We start from the raw sequence: 20232 nt of genomic DNA on the forward strand, positions 1-20232 counted from the left end.
CTAGCTGCGCCAGAAGGCGGGCGTGAGCAGAACCAGAGCGGTGACGATTTCAAGGCGTCCAATAATCATCGCGGTTAGAAGTATCCATTTGGCCGTGCCCGGGAGGTCTTGGTAGGTGCCCGAAGGTCCAATTATATCCCCCAAACCAGGCCCAACATTGGCCACCGCACTACCCGCGCCCGACCAAGCCGTGATCGGGTCTAATCCAATTAGAGACAGCAAAATTGCTGTGACAACAAAAGTCAGAAAAAAGACAAAGAAATAGCTCATCACCGAGTAGACAACTGATGGCGGCAAAGGCCTGCCACCATAGCGCATGGGCACAACGGAATGTTGACGCGGCATTCTGAACAAATAATTGCGCAAGGCTTCAAAAGCGACCTGATAGCGAAAAATCTTGATCGAACAGGCGGTAGACCCCGCGCAGCCTCCGATAAACATGAAAGCAAAAAAGGCTGAAACAGCAAACGGGCCCCATGATGCATAATCCGTGGTGGCATATCCCGTGCCCGTCACAATCGAAACGGTGTTGAATGCCGCGAGGCGCAGCCCACGGCTAAACTCAAACTGATCTGATAGAAGCAAGAATAAAGTCATGATCGCGATTAAGCATGTGATGACGGTCAAAAATGCCCTGACCTGACTGTCACGCAGCGGCGCGCCCCAATCTCCGCGTGTTGTCATCAGCAGGTAAATGCCGAAGGGCATGCCGCCTGCGATCATAAAGACGACAGCTACAATATCAGCGCCGCTATCCATAAAGCCGCCCATTGACGCATCTGACGTTGAATAGCCACCCGTGGCCAATGTTGTCATTGCATGCGCTAAGGCATCAAACCAATTCATATCGGTCAGCATATATCCAGCAAAACACAGGAGCGTCAGCGTAAGATAAACCAGAGAAATCCCGATCGCTAAACTGGCAGCACGCGGCAGAATTTTCTCGCCCATGTCTGAACTCTCGAGGCGGAACAACTGCATCCCGCCAACTTTCAACATAGGCAGAACCGCCATCGCGGTGACAATAATACCCACGCCCCCAATCCATTGTAGCAGAGCACGCCACATCAGAACGCCGCGCGGCATATCATCCAGACCCGTCAAAATCGTCGCGCCCGTCGTTGTTATACCAGATGTGGATTCAAACAGTGCATCGGTGATGGAAAGGTTGATGGGTTCAAAGAGGAACGGCAAAGCCGAAAGAATCGAAAGGGTTAGCCAGGAAAACACCGTCAACACAAATGCGCCCCGCGCTCTTAGGTCCGGATTAGGCGTATAGGTGATGGTCGCCAGAAGCGTGCCGAAAAGGGTTGTGATACCGCCCGCGATGCCAAACGCTTGCCAAGCGCGGGCTTCATCAAACAGATCAACCAACATTGGAATAAACATCAGAATGCCCAGCGCGGCACTCATCAGGCCGATCACGAAAAAGACTGGGCGCAAATCTGGCATGACGTTGCCGTAACCCGAAGGACCCGCCAAGGGAAGTCCACATCGAGCAATGGCCCCTCAAAGAGTCAGATGCAGGGCCAGACATCGCTTGAACTTCAGCGGCGGCAGGGGCAGATATGACATATGAAAAATTGGCTCCCCTCCCTGCTTCTCTCCGCTGCCTTGCCGCTCTCTCTTGCGGGGTGTCAAAACTCCGAAAAACCGAGCGCAACGCTGCAAGAAGCTGTTGAGCAATCCCAACAAGCGGTTGAGGCGGAGCAGCGCCCTAAAAACTATATTCGCAAGACGCCGGTTTCAGGCGGATTAACGCCGGAACGGATCAACAGCTCGCCATCTTTGAGCGGACCCACATTATCTGGTGTGCAAATTGCCCCCAACGGGCAGTTCGTCACCGTCCTGCAAGGGCGCGAAGACGACGCAGCGCAACAAGACCTTTGGGCCTATGATCTGGAAACGGGCGAAGGCCGCTTGCTCGTCAGTTCGACAGATTTACTTGAGGGGCCAGAAGTCCTTTCAGAAGGAGAAAAGAACCGCCGCGAACGTGCCAGAGAATATGGCAAGGGCATCGTGTCCTATAGCTGGGTTGGCGAAAGCCTTCTGCTTTTCCCATTAGGGGGCGATATTTACCTCTATGATTTGGAGACCAAGGAAAGTCGCCAAGTCACGGCCACGAAAGGGTTTGAGACAGACCCTAAAGTCAGCCGCGACGGAAGCAAAGTCGCCTATGTCCGTGGAAATGAGCTTTACGTCAAAGATCTAGGCACAGGACTAGAGCGCCAACTCTCCGACGGGGCGACGGAGACCCTTAGAAACGCGACGGCCAGCTTTGTTGTGCAGGAAGAACTCGACCGAGATACGGGTTATTGGATGTCGGGTGATGCGAAAATGATCGCCTATACACAAATTGATGAGAGCGCGATTGAGATTGAAAACCGTCTTGATTTCGGTGTTGATGGTGTCGCCAACATTGCGCAACGCTATCCCTTTGCCGGTACGGATAACGCGACAGTTAAACTTGGTTTTGTCTCAACACGCGGCGGGAAGACCCGCTGGGTGGCGCTAGATGATGATGGAGATTTGGGCGACGACATTTACCTGACCCGCGTGGCCTGGGCCCCTGACAATCGCACAGTTTTCGTCGGCGTGTTGGCACGTGATCATAAATTGCATCGCATCTATAAGATCGATTCCCAGACGGGAGAAAAAACGCCTTTCTACGACGAGACATCCTCCACATGGTTGAACATTGGTCCTTCAATGCAGCCAACATCCGACGGCGGCATGATTTGGTCAGCACAGCGCAATAATTTTCGTCAGATTTTCAACGTAGATGCCGAAGGTGAAATTCGCCCGCTGACGCCCGAAAACTTGAACGCCAACACTCTACTTTGCCGCACGGACGACGCATTGTTCGTGAGCGGCTGGACAGAAACGCCCGTATCAAACCACATTTTTAAGGTCACACAATCGGAAGAAAGCGGTCAAAACGTCGAGCAAATTACAGAGGGTGATGGCCAGCACAGCGCACGTTTCAACAATGATTGCTCCCGTTATTTAGGCTCGTTTACGAATGATGATAGACCCTCAACGCTGCGGGCCTTTCAGTCTGATGGTACACCATTGGCTTGGTTGAATGAAAATACACTGGACGAAAATCATCCCTACGCCCCTTATCTCGACGCGCATATCAATCCAGAATATGGCCAGCTTGATGCGGCTGATGGCACAAAAATGGATTACATGCTGTTCAAGCCAACAGATTTGAAGGCGGGCGAGAAACGCCCTGCGGTGACGATCGTTTATGGCGGACCGGGCGTGCAGCGTGTGCGTCGAGGCTTTAATCGGAAGCAGCTCGCCAACATGCTAGCCCACCACGGCTTTGTCGTTTTCATGCTGGATAATCGCGGCGCAACCAATCGTGGAAAAGATTTCGAAGATCATCTGTATCGCGCGATGGGCCAGACCGAGGTCGAAGACCAAACCGTTGGCGCCCAGTGGTTAGCCAATCAGCCCTTCGTCGATCCCGAAAAAATGGGCGTATATGGATGGTCCTATGGCGGATATATGACCCTACATATGCTCGCGCAAACAGACCTCTACACGTCTGGTGTTTCTGGCGCACCTGTCACGGATTGGTCGCTCTATGACACGGCCTATACGGAACGATATCTCGGCGTTCCAACGCCTGGCTCTGAAAATTATACCCAAGGGGCTTATGAAAACGGTAGCGTCTTTAAATATATCGATGGATTGACGGAACCTGTGCTCCTGATTCACGGCATGGCAGATGACAACGTGGTCTTCCGACATTCAATCAAATTGATGGATGCCATGCAGAAAAAGAATATGCATAATTTACGGATTCAAACATACCCTGGCGAGAAACACGGGTTCCGACAAACCGAAAACCGTATCCATCGAGATCGGCAAATTTTGGAGTTCTTTAGCGAGACACTTGCGCCTCAAGAAGGGTCTAGCAATTAATTACGCGGGTTATTCTTCATCTGGAGCCTCGAGAGCTTTCAACCGAACGAACTCCCGAATTTCCCCACGTAGCAGAGCAGTTTCCACAGACGTGGGGTCGAGATCAAGCGCAGCCTCCACATCAGCCTGGGCTCCCTTAATGTCGTCTTGATGGAAGCGAGCATCCGCACGGTAACGCAAGGCATCTGCGCGATCAGCGTCGAGAGCCAAAACGGAGGATAAATCAGTTTCGGCATAATCATAGCGACCCGACATGGCATAAGCCCGCGCTCGCGTGATACGTAAATCTAAATGATCATATTTAAGCTTTAGGCCTGCCGTGGCAGAGGCGTAGGCGCGTTCGGCATCTTCGGCCGCCAGCCAAAAATTTGCAGCCTCTGCGTAATGTTTGACGCGGGTTTCATTGGTCCCGCCATCGGCGCCAGACGCCAATGCATCTAACCGGTAAGCGGCCTCATCTTCGTGGCCTAGCGCAAATAGCGCCATTGCAACGCAGTGTTTTGCGCGACGGCCACCGCCTTCATCCCGCCACTGTAGCCCAAGCTCGTAAGCGTCCTGCGCATCATCGGCGATAGATTCCAAGCAAGCCTTGTGTCGCGCATCAAACTGGGTTGTTAAGTCCGCAGCAAGACTCGGTGTACTAAGCGCGCAGAGGATCGCGACATGGGTAAGAAGACGTGTCATGAGGCGACGCATAAACGTAGGAAACTGAACCGACAATGAGCCGTCACATTAAGAAGCCTCAATCTGCGCTGCTTTTGGGTGCGGGATATGTGGCCCGCCGCATTGCGCCAGACCTGGTCCAGCGCGGATGGGACGTCACCGTCACGACCCGTTCAGGGGAGACCCCCCTCCGCAACGTGACCTGCCTACCCTTTCACGGGCCCGCCTCAGAGGCTCTGAAAACGGCGTTCGTCAACGCAGATATGATCTTAACATCTATTCCGCCAATGAGAGATGGTAATGACCCGGCGCTTGACGCCTTGGCGCATTTAACCCCATCCGCAAATTGGGTGGGATATTTATCGGCAACCTCAGTATATGGCGATCGCAAGGGCCGCTGGGCCTTTGAGGGCGAAGCGCCGACACCCAGCCTGGAAAGAGGTCGCGCGCGCGCAGAGGCGGAGGTGGCATGGGTAGAAACACTTTGGCCCGTTCACATTTTCAGATTGGCCGGGATTTATGGACCAGGACGCGCACCATTTGACAAACTCCGCGAAGGTACAGCCCGCGCCGTGATCAAGGAGGGCCATGTCGTCAATCGTATCCATGTCGATGATATCATCAGTGCAATTCATCTTAGTCTGAAAACACCAAACCCGCAGATTATATATAATCTGGCAGATGGGCACCCTGCCCCGCCCCAAGACGCCCTAGACTATGCCGCAGGATTGCTGAAACAGGCGCCACCGCCGCGCGTGGACGTTAATCATGCAGATGTATCCAAAATGGCGCGTAGCTTTTACGCCGAGTGCAAACGCATTAATGCCGATAGGGCCCGCCGCGAATTAGGCTGGACCCCGCAATATATAAGTTACCGCGACGGACTCGAAGCCATCTTAAAAACTGAGACGACGACCTAAGGGTAGCCGTAGGAAGACGGAGAGAAGGACGGTTGGGAGTATCCCCGCAGTCCAGCAGTTTTCGCACTAATTGGATTTACAGCATAAGCACCCGCTTCAGTCGTCAGCACATATCCCTTGTTCCGCATACAGACTTCGAATTCAGGCTGAAGACTAAAATCATATTCTGAAATATAGAGATATCCGTTCGACTGGGCTTCGCAATTGCGCCAATCTGAATTCTCTGAGGGGCCATTGAGTTTCACAAACCCCGCGTCCCGTGGGTCGGTCACAACATAGGAGCTCATTTGCAAGGACGGGTTGGTATAAAGAACAACTTCATAGCCCGAATAATTGGTCTGAGTGACGGTCGTATCGTAGAGCTCTACGTCATAGGCGCCGCTAGAAAACGCATAAGATTGCGTCGGTGTTGTCCGTAAATCCGTCTCGGCCTGCTGCGTGGTCGCGTTTTTACCGCCCTTTAGCCACCCTGAAACTTGCGAACACCCGCTTAAGGCAATCGCCGCAACGGCTGTAAACGTTATAATTGATCCGCGCATGACGCACTCCCGGAATGAAACATCGTGGAGAAGGCGATACAAATCATGTGCCATGCGTGCGATATGGAGAAGTTTTTATTGAAAATTCGCCTCATCCCTATGATTGACTTCAACGTTTTTCCCGCCACAAGACTTCTATGACCGAAACGCCTTTTCATACGAAACATCATAGTAAGCCCGTGGAGAATTCGCGCCTTTCTAATATATGGGATGCGGCAGAAACTTATGGCCGCCGCAGCTTTGATAATTACGCGCAAATTCGCTCAGTTGCTGAGACGCTGCGCGATCTCCTATGTGTTTGGTTGAACAAAGGGGATGAACCTTGTGTCTATCTGGTGCCACCAGAAGGTCCATTTGAAGCGCAAAACTACCAATCGGGCGCTTTCTCAGTCTCTGGAAAAGGCTACCTCCCCCTCAGACCCATCAGCTTCGGGCTGGCGGTCCGTATTTCCCAAGATAAAGATTACATGAGATTGGTCATCCACTGTGAAAAGCAAGGCGATCAAATGAAGGTTTCCGTGGGGAAAGAGCGGGCGATGGGGCTACAATTACCGTTAGACGAATCGCAGCTGACCCCACTTTTCGACCGAATCTACAATCACGTTCTCTCCTTTTTCAAAGACAGCGTCGATCAGTATGACGAGGGTGACTATGGCACCTCCGCAATTGGCTTCGATATCTACCGCGTAACGGAATAAACTAACAATTTGAATTTGGTTGGCCGGACGAGATCAGTTAAGCCAATTACTAAGTATATTTTTTCCGGCGGGCGACGTCCGCGCCGAATGACGAGTTAAATATGATTTTTGAGATAGCCATGTTAGCCGACCTGATTTTTGCGGGCGGCGGAGACATCGTCCATCATGAGGGCTCTGTTCTTCCGTTTAAAATCGCGCTTATCGGCGCACTCGGTATTGGCGCTCAATGGCTAGCTTGGAAGCTCCAACGTCCTGCAATTGTTCTAATGGCAATTTCGGGTCTCATCTTCGGTCCACTTGTTGGGTATATCTTGGGCCTACCCCTTCCTACCTTCCTGCATGACGGCCTAGAGAATTTCCGTCTCAACCCACAGGTGGATTTTGGCGACGTTTATCGTCCCATGATTGGTATCGCTGTGGCGATCATCTTATTTGAGGGTGGGCTAAACCTTAAATTCAAAGATTTGGGCGACGCCAAACAGGCCGTTATCCGCATGGTTATCTTAGCAGGACCAATTGCTTGGGGCCTCGGCACCCTCGCCGCCCATTACATCCTAGGGCTAGAATGGGACCTCGCAGCGATGGTTGGTGGATTGTTTATTGTGACCGGCCCGACGGTTATCATGCCGCTACTACGGCAAGCCCATTTGCAGTCAAAACCAGCCAACGTCTTGAAATGGGAAGGCATCGTCAATGATCCGCTAGGTGCCCTTTTCGCCGTCGTCGTATTCGAATTTATTCGTATTACGATGATGGAAGCCAGCATGGCCATGGTCTTTGGGAAGATCGCCTTCGCGGCTATTTTGGGTACGGGTGTCGGAATCATCTCAGGCATCGGCATGGCATGGGCGTTCCGTCGTGGCGTCATACCCGAATATTTGAAAGCCCCTGTCGTCCTCGCGTGGGTCCTCGTCATCTATGTCTTAGCGAATACGCTGGCGGATGAAACTGGCTTGTTGGCCGTAACCGCGCTGGGCATGACGATGGCCAACACGAAATTCGCCTCCATGGTGGAGATGCGTCGTTTTAAAGAGAACATCGCGATCATTTTGGTCTCTGGCGTCTTTGTGATGCTGACCGCGACTTTGACGCCCGCCATTTTGAAAGCTTTTGTTTCAGATTGGGGCGTTGCAGCCTTTGTTCTGGCCATGATGTTTGTTGTCCGTCCAGTGGCGGTCATGCTGTCAACTTTGTGGTCTGGCCTGTCTTGGAAAGAGAGCCTCTTGATCTCGCTCATCGCGCCACGGGGTATTGTTGCGGTGGCTGTTGCGGGCTTGTTCGCCGCTGAAATGACAGCCTTAGGACGGGATGATGGCGCGATTTTCGTACCCCTAGCGTTTGCTTTGGTCTTCGCGACTGTCTTATTCGCTGGCTTCTTTATCGGTCCGCTTGCCCGTATGTTGGGACTGGATAGTGGCGACGGAGACGGTGTTTTGATCGTCGGGGCCAACCCTTGGTCGCTCGGCCTCGCAAAGGCCCTCAAAGAGATGCACATCAAGGTGACAGTGGCCGATACCAACTGGCGTCGCCTGCGCGGCGCACGCCTTGAGGGTCACGAAACTTTCTATGGTGAAGTGCTCTCGGAGAACGCAGATTACTCTTTGGATCACAGCGGCTTCAACATCTTGATCGCCGCCACCCCGAATGAGGCGTATAACTCGCTCGTCTGCGTTGAATTCGCGCCTGAGTTGGGACGTCACCGTGTTTTCCAGGTCGGCGCACGTGAAGGCGACGAGGACGGCGGAGAAGGTATTGCCTTCACATCGCGCGGCCGAACGCTCACCTCACGAGGACGAAGCTTTGACGCGCTGACACGCGACTGGTGGGGCGGATGGCGCTTCCGGACAACAAATTTATCGCCCGAATATACGCTTGAAGATTTGTATAAAGATCGAGGCGATGATTTGGATCTGATCTTAGCACGCAAACCTGACGGGACCCTTGAGTTCATTCAACCGGGCCAAGAATTCCGCGCAGCGGGCGCATCGGTTTTGAGCTTTTGTCCTGCCAAAGACACGGACGGGGCTCGCGGTGAAGGGGCTAAACGTGGCAGTGGCCTAGCTGGACCTGCCGCACCGCTTCCAGCTTAACATGAAATATTGGGGCGCAATGTGGTCGGGTATACTTCTCGCCGCTTGCGCGCCCCAATCATCTGCCCCAGTTGCCAATGCGCAGACTGAGACGCAGCTACGTACTCTGTCGTGTGACAGCGATACAGACCGTTATGAGGCGTCTCCTCTCCCACTCACCGTTACCGGCGTTAAGTTAGGGACGACGTCTGAATTAGGGAGCGCACTTCCAGAAAACGTAAAGTTTAAGGGCGGATGGCATTTAACATCTACAAACCCTGAATTCGGCGGTCTTTCAGGACTCGCTATCTTAGATACAGGCCATTTATTCGCGGTTTCGGACAAAGGATATGCGGTCACGATCGGACTCGCAGACAATAAGCCGGATGGGAACGCGGCGATGATGCCGCTGCGCGATGCAGAGGGCAGAATTCTGACAGGAAAAGCGGATGGCGATGCGGAAGGTTTGGCTTACCGCGACGGGCTTGCTTATGTTTCCTTTGAGCGGAACCACCGCATTTTGGCCTATGATTTCGGGCGGTGTGGTGTCGCCGCGAAAGGTGTGGCCTATGCAGGTCTACCAAAAGATAAGATCGGCGCGCGTATCGCCGCCAATGACGGCGCTGAAGCCCTAGATTTCGGCGCAGATGGTCGCGTGCGCGCAGGATATGAAACCGTTATCGACGGACGCGCCCCTCTCGTGACCTTCGACAGCGATGGCATCGCCAGAACGGAGGCTGAATTTGTCGAGGTGGAAGACGGGTTCAAACTAGTCGGCGCGGATGCAGGTTATCTTCTCTTTCGCGCCTATGATCGAGACCTCGGAAACCGTAACACTGTGACGGGCCCCAATATCAGATTTCGCCTGACCCCGCCTTTGGAAGTTGACAATTTTGAGGGTATCGCCGTGGTTTCTGATCGCTCCGACGCAACGCTGATTTATCTGATCTCAGATGATAATTTTTCAGGGCGTCAACGCACGCTGTTGTACTTGTTTGAAGTCGGACCACCCGCGTAAAATATTAAACGCTACGAAAACGGGCCTTGTCGAAAACTTTCAACACAGCCTGCAGATCATGCCCGCGTTTCAAGACCAATCCGCCCGGAGCAATCACGGCGAATTGACCCTGTTTCTTGCGTAACGCTGGAACCTTCTCGATACGGTAAAGCGCGTGGTCAGAGGCGCGACGATAGACCGAAAATACCGCGCGATCCCGCAGAAAATCCATCGCGTAATCTTTCCAGTCTCCTTTACTGACCATCTGTCCATAGACGTTGAGAATGGCCGACAGCTCTTTGCGATCAAATGCGACTTGCGACGGCGCTTTTTGCGGCGAACTGGAACTGGATGGAAAGGGGACGACTTCGCTCATATAACCATCATAGGCACAACAGGTGATCTGGCAAGCGGCGGCCTGAACCAGTGGGGATGACCAAGACCTATCCGTATTGTAACGACCTGCCACATTTAGGACACAATTGGGACCATATTTGACCCCAAAGCGCCCCTACCAATGAGTAGTCGCAGGATGAGACAGAGGAAGCGGGTCGGTTATTTATCAGCCCCCCAGCCCCCGAAACGTCAAGTCTGGTTTTTTCTGCGACACCTTACAACGTTCCCACGTTGACATGATGAGGGGTCCCTATCCCTAGGGGTGACTTCATCAGAGCGGCCTTGGTTCTTATCGCGTTCAGCCCCGCGATACGAATCTGGGCCGTCGTCAATTTAAGGCCTATTACTTCACCGCCACAGCTGCGTCTAATATGCGGGCCGACACAGCGTCATGGATCAACGCGGCATAACCCTTATTTGGTTGCGGTAAGAAGCAAGGGTCGCGGTCTAACGTCCATTCCTCAACTTCCGTCACCACATTTGTCAACTTCATGACACGGCCACCATTTTCTCCGCGCTCGACTTTTACGGTTTGTTCGCCTGGCACAAATGTCACGATATCAAATTTGATCGGATTATTCGCATCATGCGTGAAGCAAACCGAATCCCCTTCCACGTAGCTACGCAATCCCACGCCTTCCGTCGGCAATGCCATATCAGCCACATCTCGTTTTGAATATTTTGGACTATGCGCAGACCCGCCCAACACGATCTGCGGCGTGTAGACGTTAGCGGCACCAAAGGCGTCGCGATAATCTTTCTGGCGGATCGTAAATTTTGGGTCTCCAAACGTATCTGTCCAACCCAGATAGTCCCAATAAGTTACACCGTAAGACAAAACGAGCGTGTTCGCATCTTCCGCAAGTTTGGTGACGAACCGGTTGGCCGGTGGGCAAGAGGAGCATCCCTGAGAGGTGAACAGCTCTACCACATGCGTGGGGTTGGCCGCAGTTTCACCTGCGACGGCGGGTGTTGCGGCAAAGGCAGCGAGAAGCACCGGCAAAGAGAGAGCTGAAAAATTGCGCGTTGGATGTGTCATAAGCACCTCTTAGCGCGCGATATCTGAACAGACACCAAACGCTTTCATCACAGTGTGGTGAGTAGTCGGATATAATCCCCAAACGGCTTTAACCAGAGTTTGACTGTTTCCTGATAACACCTCGGCATGTCTTACTCCGCTACGATCCCAACGCCTGATGATAAAAAGCCAATGCGCTGGGCGGGAAACTTCGCGCGTCACTTGGGCCAGAGCCTGCGTGACCATCGTGCCCTATTAATCGTCGCCGCTTTCACATGGGTCTTAGCAAAGGTCCTGAACCTATATTTTGGACGCACGACAGGCGGCGGGACTGGATATTATCTCACTGTGATCTTTCGGGACATCCTGCCTGTTTTGGGTGGGGCCGCTTTGGTCATTGCCGTTTTGAAGGTGGTTCTTTTTGAAAAATCCGAAAGCCCACTTCAGGCGCTGCTGACCAAATTCCGTGGCTGGTTTTTGGACATGTCGCGTTTAACTAATATCCTTGTTGTTATCGCGGCGATGATCTTGGGAATTGGTGGATTTTCTGAACTCAAGCCGCTTATCCATTTCGTAAATCCCTATAGCTGGGATGTGGCGTTCATGGAATTGGATCGGGCCCTGCACTTTGGGCAAGATCCTTGGCGCTTGCTCGACCCCATTTTTGGGTCAGAGACAGGGACGCGCACAATCAATTTTATCTATAATTTCTGGTTCTACATCATTTTCGTGTTCTGGGTCATGGCCGCTTGGGCGAAACCCGAGACGTCCAAAGCCGCAAATACCATGCCCGTGAAAGCCGAATGGGGACGTCAATTTACACTAGCCTTCATGCTCTGCTGGGTCATTGGCGGTTTATTTCTAGCAACGCTTTGGTCCTCCATGGGCCCAGCCTTTTACGACATGGTTGATCCCACCAATAATCCGTTTGATGCGCAAATGGCGAAGCTGCTGGCCTTAGACGCCACAAATTCTCTTTGGGCTATCGATACGCAAAATATGCTGCGGGCGTCTTATTTAACCCCCGGTATTGGCGGTCCAGAGGGGATTTCGGCGATGCCAAGTATTCACAACGCCACGGCAGCGCTGTTCGTCTTTGCTGGCTTTCGGATCAACCGCTTTACGGGATGGTTGATGACCCTATTCTCGCTGTGTATTTTGATCGGCTCAGTCCACCTCGCTTGGCATTACGCCATCGATGGCTACGCTGGCATTCTGATCGCGTGGGCCTGCTGGTGGGGCGCAGGCCGCATCCTCAAATATATATAAGGCCTAAATATCTAGAGCGATGGCGTCGGCGCGGGCACGTCAGGTATACCATCACCGTCCATATCGGGGTTCCCGTCTGCAGAGAGCAAGACTGCGATCCAACGCGTTGTCGGAAATTGTGCCAAAATAATCATGATGATCACGGTTAGCGGCGCAGACAAAAACGCCCCAACCCCGCCCCAAAGCGCGCTCCAAACAGAGAGCGCGAGGATCACGACTAAGGCCGAGAGGTTCATACTGTCACCCATCATCTTGGGCTGGATGGTATTTCCGATGACGAATTGAGCGCCAAATAATACGCCCGCCAGAATGGCCACCCGCCCCAGACTGTCAAATTGCACCAGAGCGAAAATGACGGGGAAGGCGACGGCGGCCAAACCACCCACAATCGGGATATAGTTCAGAACGAAGATAACCAACGCCCAGAAGAGCGCATTGTCCAAGCCCAGAGCCGTCATGCCGATATAAGAGATGACCGTTTGCATCAGGGAAATGATCGTCTGAACAGACAGATATTTTTCAATTGATATCCGAATACGCGCCCCAACTTTTGCGGCTTGCCCGCGGCGTTTTTCGTTCGGAAATAGGTCGTCCATTTTCTTTGGAAACGTTGACTGCGCCGCAAACAAAAACACGACGTAAAGCGCGATAAGGAAGAATTCCGACACAACGCCCTGAACTGTCGCAGCGAAAGCCCCAAGGCCACCTGTGATTTTATCGGTAAGTTTAAAGTTTTCGTCCATAGACTCCCAAGTCATACTTTCCTGACCTGTTTTGTCGGCGATATAGGCGAAAATCTCTCCGAGACGTTTTTCATATTTCGGGGATTCGCGGATCACATCGCCGACAGTGTCCACGATAACAAATGTAAACCCGAACATGAGGGCAACCACCGTTAAAACCGCGATGGACAGAGCCAACCAATAGGGGAATTTCGGTGACAGACCGTCCATCCATTGCGCGAATGCATCAATAATCAACCAGACGAAAATCGCGAGGGCAAATGGCGCAAGTAAATCGCGCGTGGTGTAAAGCAAGCCAATCAGCGCCATACCCGCCAAAAACAATAAGGTCGCCCGAATTGTCGTATCTGTCGTCGTAATCATCATATTCCCTCAGTCGACTTTCCTTCCTTATATTGCATTGAACGCCGCGACCCCATAACAAAATCCACGAAATTGAAAGAAGGTCCCACGATGAAAAACGGTATTTTTCTCGGCACCGATGATGAAGACAAAAAGCATCATCTTCTGCTACCGCTCGCCAACCGCCATGGATTGATTGCGGGTGCGACAGGCACGGGTAAAACGGTGACCCTTCAAATCCTGTGTGAGGGTTTTTCCAAGGCTGGCGTACCCGTCTTTGCCGCAGACGTAAAAGGCGACCTTTCTGGTGTCAGCCAAGCGGGATCAGTGGATCATAAGCTGCATGATAAATTGCTTCAGCGCGCCATGAAAATTGGTTTGAGCGAATATGATTATGAAGCCATGCCGACAACATTTTGGGACCTTTACGGCAAAAATGGGCATCCCGTACGGACAACCATTTCGGAAATGGGGCCAACGCTTTTGTCACGTCTCATGGGCTTGAACGAGACACAGGAAGGCATCCTCACAATCGCCTTTGAGCTGGCCGATGATGAAGGGATGCTGCTGCTGGATATGAAGGATCTGCGCGCGCTCTTGAACTTCATCAGCGATAATAAAGCCGAGATCAGCCGCGAATATGGAAATGTCACCAGCCAATCCGTCGCCGCAATCCAACGTCAGCTACTCAAATTAGAGCGCGCCGGGGCAGAAGAGTTTTTTGCAGAACCCGCGCTTGAGCTGGAAGATTTGATGCGGGTGGATGAGAATGGACGCGGTGTGGTCAACATCCTTGCTGCGGATGAATTGATAAATTCGCCTGATCTCTATTCGACATTCTTGCTGTGGCTGCTTTCTGAACTCTTCGAAGAACTTCCAGAGGTCGGCAACCCTGACAAACCGAAAATGATATTCTTCTTTGACGAAGCCCATCTTCTCTTTGATGGCGCGCCAAAGGCGCTCATCGATAAAATTGAACAAGTCGCGCGATTGATCCGCTCCAAAGGTGTTGGGATTTATTTCGTCACGCAAAACCCCGCCGACATTCCCGACTCCGTTTTGGGTCAGCTCGGCAATCGCATTCAACATGCGTTGCGCGCTTATACGCCGAAAGAGCAAAAAAGCATCCGCGCCGCCGCGAGTTCATTTCGTGAAAATCCCGCTTTTGACACGGAAGAGGTCATCACGGATCTCGGCGTTGGTGAAGCGCTCGTCTCGACGCTCGACCTCAAAGGCGTGCCAAGCGTTGTGGGTCGCACGATGATCCGTCCGCCAGCTTCCCGCCTTGGGCCCGCCACAGACCCTGAACGCAAAGCCATCATCGCGGCCTCCCCGCTCAAGGACAAATATACAGAGATGGTCGATCGCGAGAGCGCCTATGAGCATCTCGAACAAAAAGCGGAGAAGCGAGAAAAGGCCGAACGCGAGGCCGAGGAAAAAGAAGCCAAAGAAGAAGCGGCAGAACAGAAACGCAAAGAGCGGGAAAAACGCTCCTCGTCATCCTCCCGCTCTCGGTCCCGAACCCGCGGTCGCAAAAAAGACTCGCTCATTGTGCGCGAATTAAAACGCGAAGGCCGCCTGATGCTCCGTCGTGCGGGCCGCAACGCGCTGCGCGGATTGCTGGGCGGGATGATGCGGCGATAGGGTTACGTAATCAGTTGGACATCAAAGTACTCATTTTTGGTCTAGGGATAGGCCTTGGGATGATGCTCCTTTGGAGTCTCTACGCGCGATTATCCTACCGCCCAGCAAGTCCCGATTATAAAGGTAAGATCATGATAAAACCTGGTCTTATGTCTTGGGCGATGGCGGCATTCTGTCTGCTAGGTGTTATCGGGCTCAATGGTCTGGTCTTCAACGCGGCGCGCGGCATAGGCGACGATCGAACCTTCTTTCTCTTGCTGGGTCCACCTTTTATAATTCTCTTTGCTTATGCAGGCTACGTGATTGCATGGACGCGAGTGCGGGTTAACGGCACACATGTTGAGTTACGAGGGATACAAGGTTGGACAGTATTTGAATGGACGGATATCAAGTCTGTCCAAACCCATTGGATTCTTGGAACACGGTTACATACTCAAAACACCTCACCGCTTCCCTTTTGGCCCTACGGATATGGGGCAGCCGAAGTTCGAAACTTGTTCATAGAGGCAGAAAAGCCATATGAACTCACGTGAGATCATAACACGCTTTGCACCCTCCCCGACGGGGCGGTTGCATATTGGGCATGCGAGCGCTGCGAGCGCAGTATTCGACTTTGCGGAAACGCATGACGGGACAGCGCTGCTGCGGATTGAGGATATTGATCACACGCGATGCCGCCCCGCCTTCACGGACGGGATTTATGAGGATTTGACGTGGTTAGGCTATGATTGGCCAAAGCCTGCGCGAGTCCAGAGTGCGCATTTTGCGGACTACGCCGCCGTGGTCGGCGATTTGATGAATAAGGGCCTGGCTTACCCCTGCACACTGACCCGCAGCGAATTGAAAGCGGGTCACCTTACCCATCGGAACAATCCGCCTGAATTTTCAAGTGAAGACCTAGAAAGATGGAGTGAGCAATCACTTCACTCGATAGGGAGAAATCCTTTCCTAGTCACCATAAGTGTCTTGCAGGCCGCAGCGCTCCAATCAAAGCCGAGCTTACCTTTCACAATTCGGCTAGATTTGGACAGAGCGATGGAAACCGTAAGTGATCAATCACTTACCTATTTGAATTTGAAGGATGCGGGCGATTTGATGGCACTTAACCCTCTCGACGCGCGACCGTCCCTCTTGGATTGGGCGGCATCAGACCGGCCTGACCCCATCATTGCCCGGCGGGATATTGGATGCAGTTATCATATCGCCGTCACGCATGACGACCACATCCAAGGCGTCACCCATGTCGTGCGTGGAGCAGATTTTATCGACCAAACGCCGCTGCACGTGCTGATTCAAACCCTCATGGGTTGGCATACGCCAATCTATCATCATCACCCCCTCATCACCGACGACACTGGGCGAAAGCTGTCAAAATCTGCACGTGATTTGACATTGCAAACGCTGCGCGAAAGGGGCGCGACCCCAGCCGAAGTCTTGTCTCATCGCCTGTCTCTTGGCTTGAATGGCGCGGCGGGCGCAGTATAGGGGCCCCTATGGACGCTTACGCCGCAAATCATTTTGTCAAAGACATCTGGTATTTCGCTGGATTGCTCAGTGATATCAAACCCGATGGCGTGAAAGCCTTTAGCCTTGCTGGCGAACCGATTGTGTTGGCCCGCGAAGGCGATACCGTCTTCGCACTTCGCGATATTTGTCCGCATCGCGCTGCACCTTTGTCTGCAGGATGTGTGAAATCAGGCACGGTGGAATGCCCCTATCACGGCTGGACTTTTGGCCTGCGCGATGGGCAGTGCAAATCCATCCCAGCCCTGCCCGAAGATTCAGACATGGATGTCGAACGGATTTCTGTGCGAACCTATGAGGTGCGCCAGGCAGGGCCGCTGATCTGGGTCTATCTTCGGTCTGATCCAAAAGATACGCGCCCGCCCAAGATTGATCCGCCGCAAATCGATCTGCCGCGCGATAAACCCAGTTTAGATGATGGCGTTAAATTAGGCTGCCATATTGACCACGCCGTGATTGGCCTAATGGACCCAGCCCACGGTCCCTATGTCCATCGTCAATGGTGGTGGCGTTCGGCCAAGTCCGTGCATGAAAAAGCCAAGGACTTCGCCCCGCGCGAACGCGGCTTTGCCATGGTGGCCCATTCACCGTCCTCGAACTCATTCGCCTATAAAATCTTGGGCGGGAAACCTGTAACGGAAATCACCTTCCGTTTGCCAGCTATTCGGACCGAAGAAATCACAATCGGCAAACGCAAGGTTTTATCCTACACGGCGCTCATCCCGATTGATGAAACTCACACGGAAATTCGCCAGTTGTTTTTCACCGATCACCCGACATTCCGACTGCTCTCGCCGTTGATGGGCGGCTTTGCGCGGACATTTTTGCGGCAAGATTCGGATATGGTTGACCTACAACAAAAGGGCCTGAAACATGACCCGCGCCTGATGTTGATCGAGGATGCCGACACTCAGGCCAAATGGTATTACGCGCTGAAAAAAGCCTGGGCGAAATCAAATGCGACCGGCGAACCTTTTGTCCACCCCGTGAAGCCCTGCACGCTGCGTTGGCGAAGTTAGATCGCCTCTAACGCTGCCTCCACACTGACAACCTTGCAAAACTCGCCATCAATATTGGCTAAGCTTAGATCGTGGACAAGCTGCGCGGGATAAACCGTTCCATCGGCCGCGCGTCGATTAAATGTCGCACAGGCGTCGCCGACCAAATTCACATCAAATCCTAAATTCCCCGCCATCCGCACAGTTGTGGACACACAGTGGTTCGTCGTCAGCCCAGCAAGGGTCAATTTGCCGACACCAAGCTCTCGCAAATCGGTTTCAAGCGTCGTTCCGATGAAACTACTATTCACATGTTTGACGATCTCGAACTCGCCAGCTCGTGGAACGAACGCGGGCTTGAAAGCACCACTAGGCTTATCCAATCGCAACGCACTATCGGGGGACTGACTATCATGACGGATGTGGAAGATCGGCAGACCTGCCGCGCGCCACGCCATGAGAAGTTTCAGCGCGTTGCCTTCCGCGTCGGGATTATTACGCGCACCGCCCCACAGCGCCACATCATCAAACCCGAGTTGCCAATCAATTAAAAGAAGTGCGTGATCCATGCCCTCCACTATCGCCGCATTTCCCAAAGCCAAAGCGATTTAATCGGGACGCCACAAAATTTAGACGATATGGAAACCCATGACCCCTGAACTTTTTCTTTCTGGCTTTGACGCCCTCGGCATGTTCGTCTTTGGCCTATCGGGTGGCTTGATGGCCGTACGTCAGAAATTTGATTTGCTCGGCGTGATACTCATTGCGTTTTTGCCCGCAATCGGGGGCGGCACGTTGCGAGATATCTTGCTAGATCAAACCGTCTTTTGGTTGACCCAGCCCGAGATACTTTGGATTCCGACATTGGCGGGCATTTTGGCCTTTATCGCGCCCCATCGCCTCTCCCGTATTCGCAGTCTGAAATGGATTGACGCGGGCGGCCTCGCGCTCTTCGCTGTAGTTGGCGCGTCCAAGCCCTACACACTTGGCTACGGTCCCGGCATTTGTATTTTAATGGGCGCGATGACGGCCACGGCGGGCGGATTAATCCGTGATGTTGTTTGCAATGAAACACCGCTTCTTTTGCGCAAAGATATTTACGCCACGGCCGCCATCATTGGCGCAGGGGTATTTGTGGCCGCGCGCAGCTTTGGCTGGGGCGAGTTCGCCGCGCTTTCATTGGGCGCATCCATCTGCTTTATTGTACGGGCGCTCTCGCTACACTTTGGATGGAACTTGCCCATCCCGAAAGAGGATTCCGTGAAATGAAACGTTTTCTAAAATGGGTCGCAATTGCGTTCTCGCTCCTCTTCGTGGCCGCATTTATTTATCTCACCCAAATTTTGGGACCAAAGATCGACTCGCGGATGAATGCAGTTATCCCGCATGATCCCTATCCCGTGTCCGCTGCGGCGCAAACCCTGCATGATGAGCTTTGGATTGCCGATCTGCACACAGACAGCCTGTTGTGGCGGCGCAATCCTGCTAAACGCCAAGACCGCGGCCATGTGGATCTGCCACGTTTACGCGAGGGCGGCGTGGAGTTTCAAATTTTCTCTGCGGTCACCAAATCGCCTAAGGGCCAAAATTTTGATGGCAATGATGCCAATGCGCCCGATCAAATCACGCAGCTTGTCCAAGCCCAATTTTGGCCATTGCGGACGTGGGACTCGCTTTACGAACGCGCGGCCTATCAGGCCCAACGTTTACAAAGACTGGAACGCAAAGGCGAAGTTCATATCGTTCGCACGGCCGCCGATATGGATAAAACCGACCGTGTGTTGGCGCTGCTTCTGACGGAAGGCTCTCATCCGCTGCATGGCGATCTGGAGAAAATCCACCGCCTATACCGCGAAGGCTATCGTGCCATGGGCCTCCATCATTTCTTCGATAACGAATTGGGCGGGTCTTTGCATGGTCGCAGCCAAGCGGGTCTTAGCGGTTTTGGCCGTGTTGCCGTTCTAGAAATGCGCGAAAAAGGCATCATCATCGATGTTGCCCATAGTTCCGTACAAACAGTCCGCGACGTCTTGGCGCTCACGCCCGACCCGATTTTCATCAGTCACGGCGGAACCGTAGCCTCCTGTCCCAAAACCAAAAACCGCAATCTTCCCGATGATGTTTTACAGCAAATTGCAGCACGTGGCGGGTTGATCGGGATTGGATATTTCGATGGCGTGATTTGTGACATCACGCCAGATGGGATTGCCGACGCGATCATTGACGCCGCTGTGTTGCTCGGGCCGGACGCCGTTGCGCTGGGGTCTGATTATGACGGCACCGTCACGGTCACGCTCGACACATCCGAACTCGCAGCCATCACAGACGCCCTCATGCGTCGCGGCATGAACAAGGAAAACATCCGCAAGGTCATGGGCGAAAATGCGAGGCGGTTTTTCAAAGAGAATTTGCCGAAGGAGTGAGTAGCATCCGGCGGCTGGTGGAAAATTGATTAGCGGCTTAACCTGCCCAAAGA

The 20232-nt window shown here is 53.0% G+C and carries 19 protein-coding genes; 12 read left to right on the top strand and 7 right to left on the bottom strand.

The genetic code is table 11. The features are described 5' to 3' along the window. Window positions 1-1452 carry a TrkH family potassium uptake protein gene (locus IE073_RS07465; RefSeq protein WP_189583422.1) on the bottom strand — a complete coding sequence of 484 codons (1452 nt, stop codon included), beginning with the start codon at window positions 1450-1452 and terminating at the stop codon, window positions 1-3. Window positions 1453-1575: 123 nt separating this feature from the next. Here IE073_RS07465 and IE073_RS07470 point away from each other — a divergent pair, with 123 nt between their 5' ends. Further along, complete coding sequence (locus IE073_RS07470; protein WP_189583425.1) at window positions 1576-3936, top strand: DPP IV N-terminal domain-containing protein; 2361 nt, start codon at window positions 1576-1578, stop codon at window positions 3934-3936. Between the two features lie 9 nt (window positions 3937-3945). Here the strand turns inward: IE073_RS07470 and IE073_RS07475 are convergent, their stop codons facing one another. Continuing rightward, entirely contained in the window at window positions 3946-4620 is a 675-nt protein-coding gene (locus IE073_RS07475; protein WP_189583428.1) for a tetratricopeptide repeat protein, read from the bottom strand. A 35-nt stretch (window positions 4621-4655) separates the two neighbouring features. Here IE073_RS07475 and IE073_RS07480 point away from each other — a divergent pair, with 35 nt between their 5' ends. Then, window positions 4656-5519, top strand: a complete 864-nt coding sequence (locus tag IE073_RS07480; protein WP_189583431.1) for a Rossmann-fold NAD(P)-binding domain-containing protein — start codon at window positions 4656-4658, stop codon at window positions 5517-5519. Here IE073_RS07480 and IE073_RS07485 read toward each other — a convergent pair. Continuing rightward, window positions 5516-6112 carry a hypothetical protein gene (locus IE073_RS07485; protein WP_233349896.1) on the bottom strand — a complete coding sequence of 199 codons (597 nt, stop codon included), beginning with the start codon at window positions 6110-6112 and terminating at the stop codon, window positions 5516-5518. The two genes, IE073_RS07480 and IE073_RS07485, sit on opposite strands and share 4 nt — an antisense overlap. Window positions 6113-6195: 83 nt before the next feature. On the opposite strand from IE073_RS07485, the gene IE073_RS07490 reads away from it, so the two are divergent. From IE073_RS07490 to IE073_RS07500, 3 genes are all read left to right on the top strand, one after another. Next, window positions 6196-6756 carry a hypothetical protein gene (locus IE073_RS07490; RefSeq protein WP_189583437.1) on the top strand — a complete coding sequence of 187 codons (561 nt, stop codon included), beginning with the start codon at window positions 6196-6198 and terminating at the stop codon, window positions 6754-6756. Between the two features lie 101 nt (window positions 6757-6857). Further along, a complete protein-coding gene (locus tag IE073_RS07495) occupies window positions 6858-8846 on the top strand; it encodes a cation:proton antiporter (protein WP_189583441.1) in 1989 nt (662 codons plus the stop codon). A gap of 1 nt (window position 8847) precedes the next feature. Then, window positions 8848-9843 carry an esterase-like activity of phytase family protein gene (locus tag IE073_RS07500; RefSeq protein ID WP_189583445.1) on the top strand — a complete coding sequence of 332 codons (996 nt, stop codon included), beginning with the start codon at window positions 8848-8850 and terminating at the stop codon, window positions 9841-9843. 4 nt (window positions 9844-9847) lie between these two features. On the opposite strand, the gene IE073_RS07505 is transcribed toward IE073_RS07500, so the two are convergent. Both IE073_RS07505 and IE073_RS07510 read right to left on the bottom strand, forming a co-directional pair. Then, complete coding sequence (locus IE073_RS07505) at window positions 9848-10198, bottom strand: DUF2794 domain-containing protein (protein WP_189583448.1); 351 nt, start codon at window positions 10196-10198, stop codon at window positions 9848-9850. 363 nt (window positions 10199-10561) lie between these two features. Continuing rightward, the gene (locus tag IE073_RS07510; protein WP_189583450.1) at window positions 10562-11257 is read right to left on the bottom strand and encodes a DUF1223 domain-containing protein; all 696 of its coding nucleotides are present in this window, start codon (window positions 11255-11257) and stop codon (window positions 10562-10564) included. Window positions 11258-11383: 126 nt separating this feature from the next. Here IE073_RS07510 and IE073_RS07515 point away from each other — a divergent pair, with 126 nt between their 5' ends. Then, window positions 11384-12505, top strand: coding sequence for a phosphatase PAP2 family protein (locus IE073_RS07515; RefSeq protein ID WP_189583453.1), 1122 nt, complete (start codon window positions 11384-11386; stop codon window positions 12503-12505). Window positions 12506-12516: 11 nt separating this feature from the next. On the opposite strand, the gene IE073_RS07520 is transcribed toward IE073_RS07515, so the two are convergent. Next, window positions 12517-13614, bottom strand: a complete 1098-nt coding sequence (locus IE073_RS07520; RefSeq protein ID WP_189583456.1) for an AI-2E family transporter — start codon at window positions 13612-13614, stop codon at window positions 12517-12519. An 87-nt stretch (window positions 13615-13701) separates the two neighbouring features. On the opposite strand from IE073_RS07520, the gene IE073_RS07525 reads away from it, so the two are divergent. The 4 genes from IE073_RS07525 to IE073_RS07540 all read left to right on the top strand — a co-directional run bounded on the left by IE073_RS07525 (window position 13702) and on the right by IE073_RS07540 (window position 17777). Further along, a complete protein-coding gene (locus tag IE073_RS07525) occupies window positions 13702-15234 on the top strand; it encodes a helicase HerA-like domain-containing protein (RefSeq protein ID WP_189583460.1) in 1533 nt (510 codons plus the stop codon). A gap of 131 nt (window positions 15235-15365) precedes the next feature. Further along, window positions 15366-15767: a PH domain-containing protein gene (locus IE073_RS07530; RefSeq protein WP_189583463.1), complete on the top strand. Its 402-nt coding sequence runs from the start codon at window positions 15366-15368 to the stop codon at window positions 15765-15767. Next, on the top strand, window positions 15754-16719 hold the full coding sequence (gluQRS, locus tag IE073_RS07535; protein WP_189583466.1) for a tRNA glutamyl-Q(34) synthetase GluQRS: 966 nt from the start codon (window positions 15754-15756) through the stop codon (window positions 16717-16719). Before IE073_RS07530 ends, gluQRS begins: the two co-directional genes overlap by 14 nt. Window positions 16720-16727: 8 nt before the next feature. Then, on the top strand, window positions 16728-17777 hold the full coding sequence (locus IE073_RS07540; RefSeq protein ID WP_189583470.1) for a Rieske 2Fe-2S domain-containing protein: 1050 nt from the start codon (window positions 16728-16730) through the stop codon (window positions 17775-17777). Here the strand turns inward: IE073_RS07540 and IE073_RS07545 are convergent. Then, the gene (locus tag IE073_RS07545) at window positions 17774-18325 is read right to left on the bottom strand and encodes a cysteine hydrolase family protein (protein WP_189583472.1); all 552 of its coding nucleotides are present in this window, start codon (window positions 18323-18325) and stop codon (window positions 17774-17776) included. The two genes, IE073_RS07540 and IE073_RS07545, sit on opposite strands and share 4 nt — an antisense overlap. A 79-nt stretch (window positions 18326-18404) precedes the next feature. Between IE073_RS07545 and IE073_RS07550 the strand changes: the two genes are divergently transcribed. Both IE073_RS07550 and IE073_RS07555 read left to right on the top strand, forming a co-directional pair. Next, complete coding sequence (locus tag IE073_RS07550; RefSeq protein WP_189583474.1) at window positions 18405-19025, top strand: trimeric intracellular cation channel family protein; 621 nt, start codon at window positions 18405-18407, stop codon at window positions 19023-19025. Continuing rightward, a complete protein-coding gene (locus IE073_RS07555; protein WP_189583476.1) occupies window positions 19022-20179 on the top strand; it encodes a dipeptidase in 1158 nt (385 codons plus the stop codon). The genes IE073_RS07550 and IE073_RS07555 overlap by 4 nt, the downstream gene beginning before the upstream one ends. The last annotated feature ends 53 nt before the right edge of the window (window positions 20180-20232 follow it).

The organism is Litorimonas cladophorae (assembly GCF_014652455.1).
GTDB lineage: Bacteria > Pseudomonadota > Alphaproteobacteria > Caulobacterales > Maricaulaceae > Litorimonas > Litorimonas cladophorae.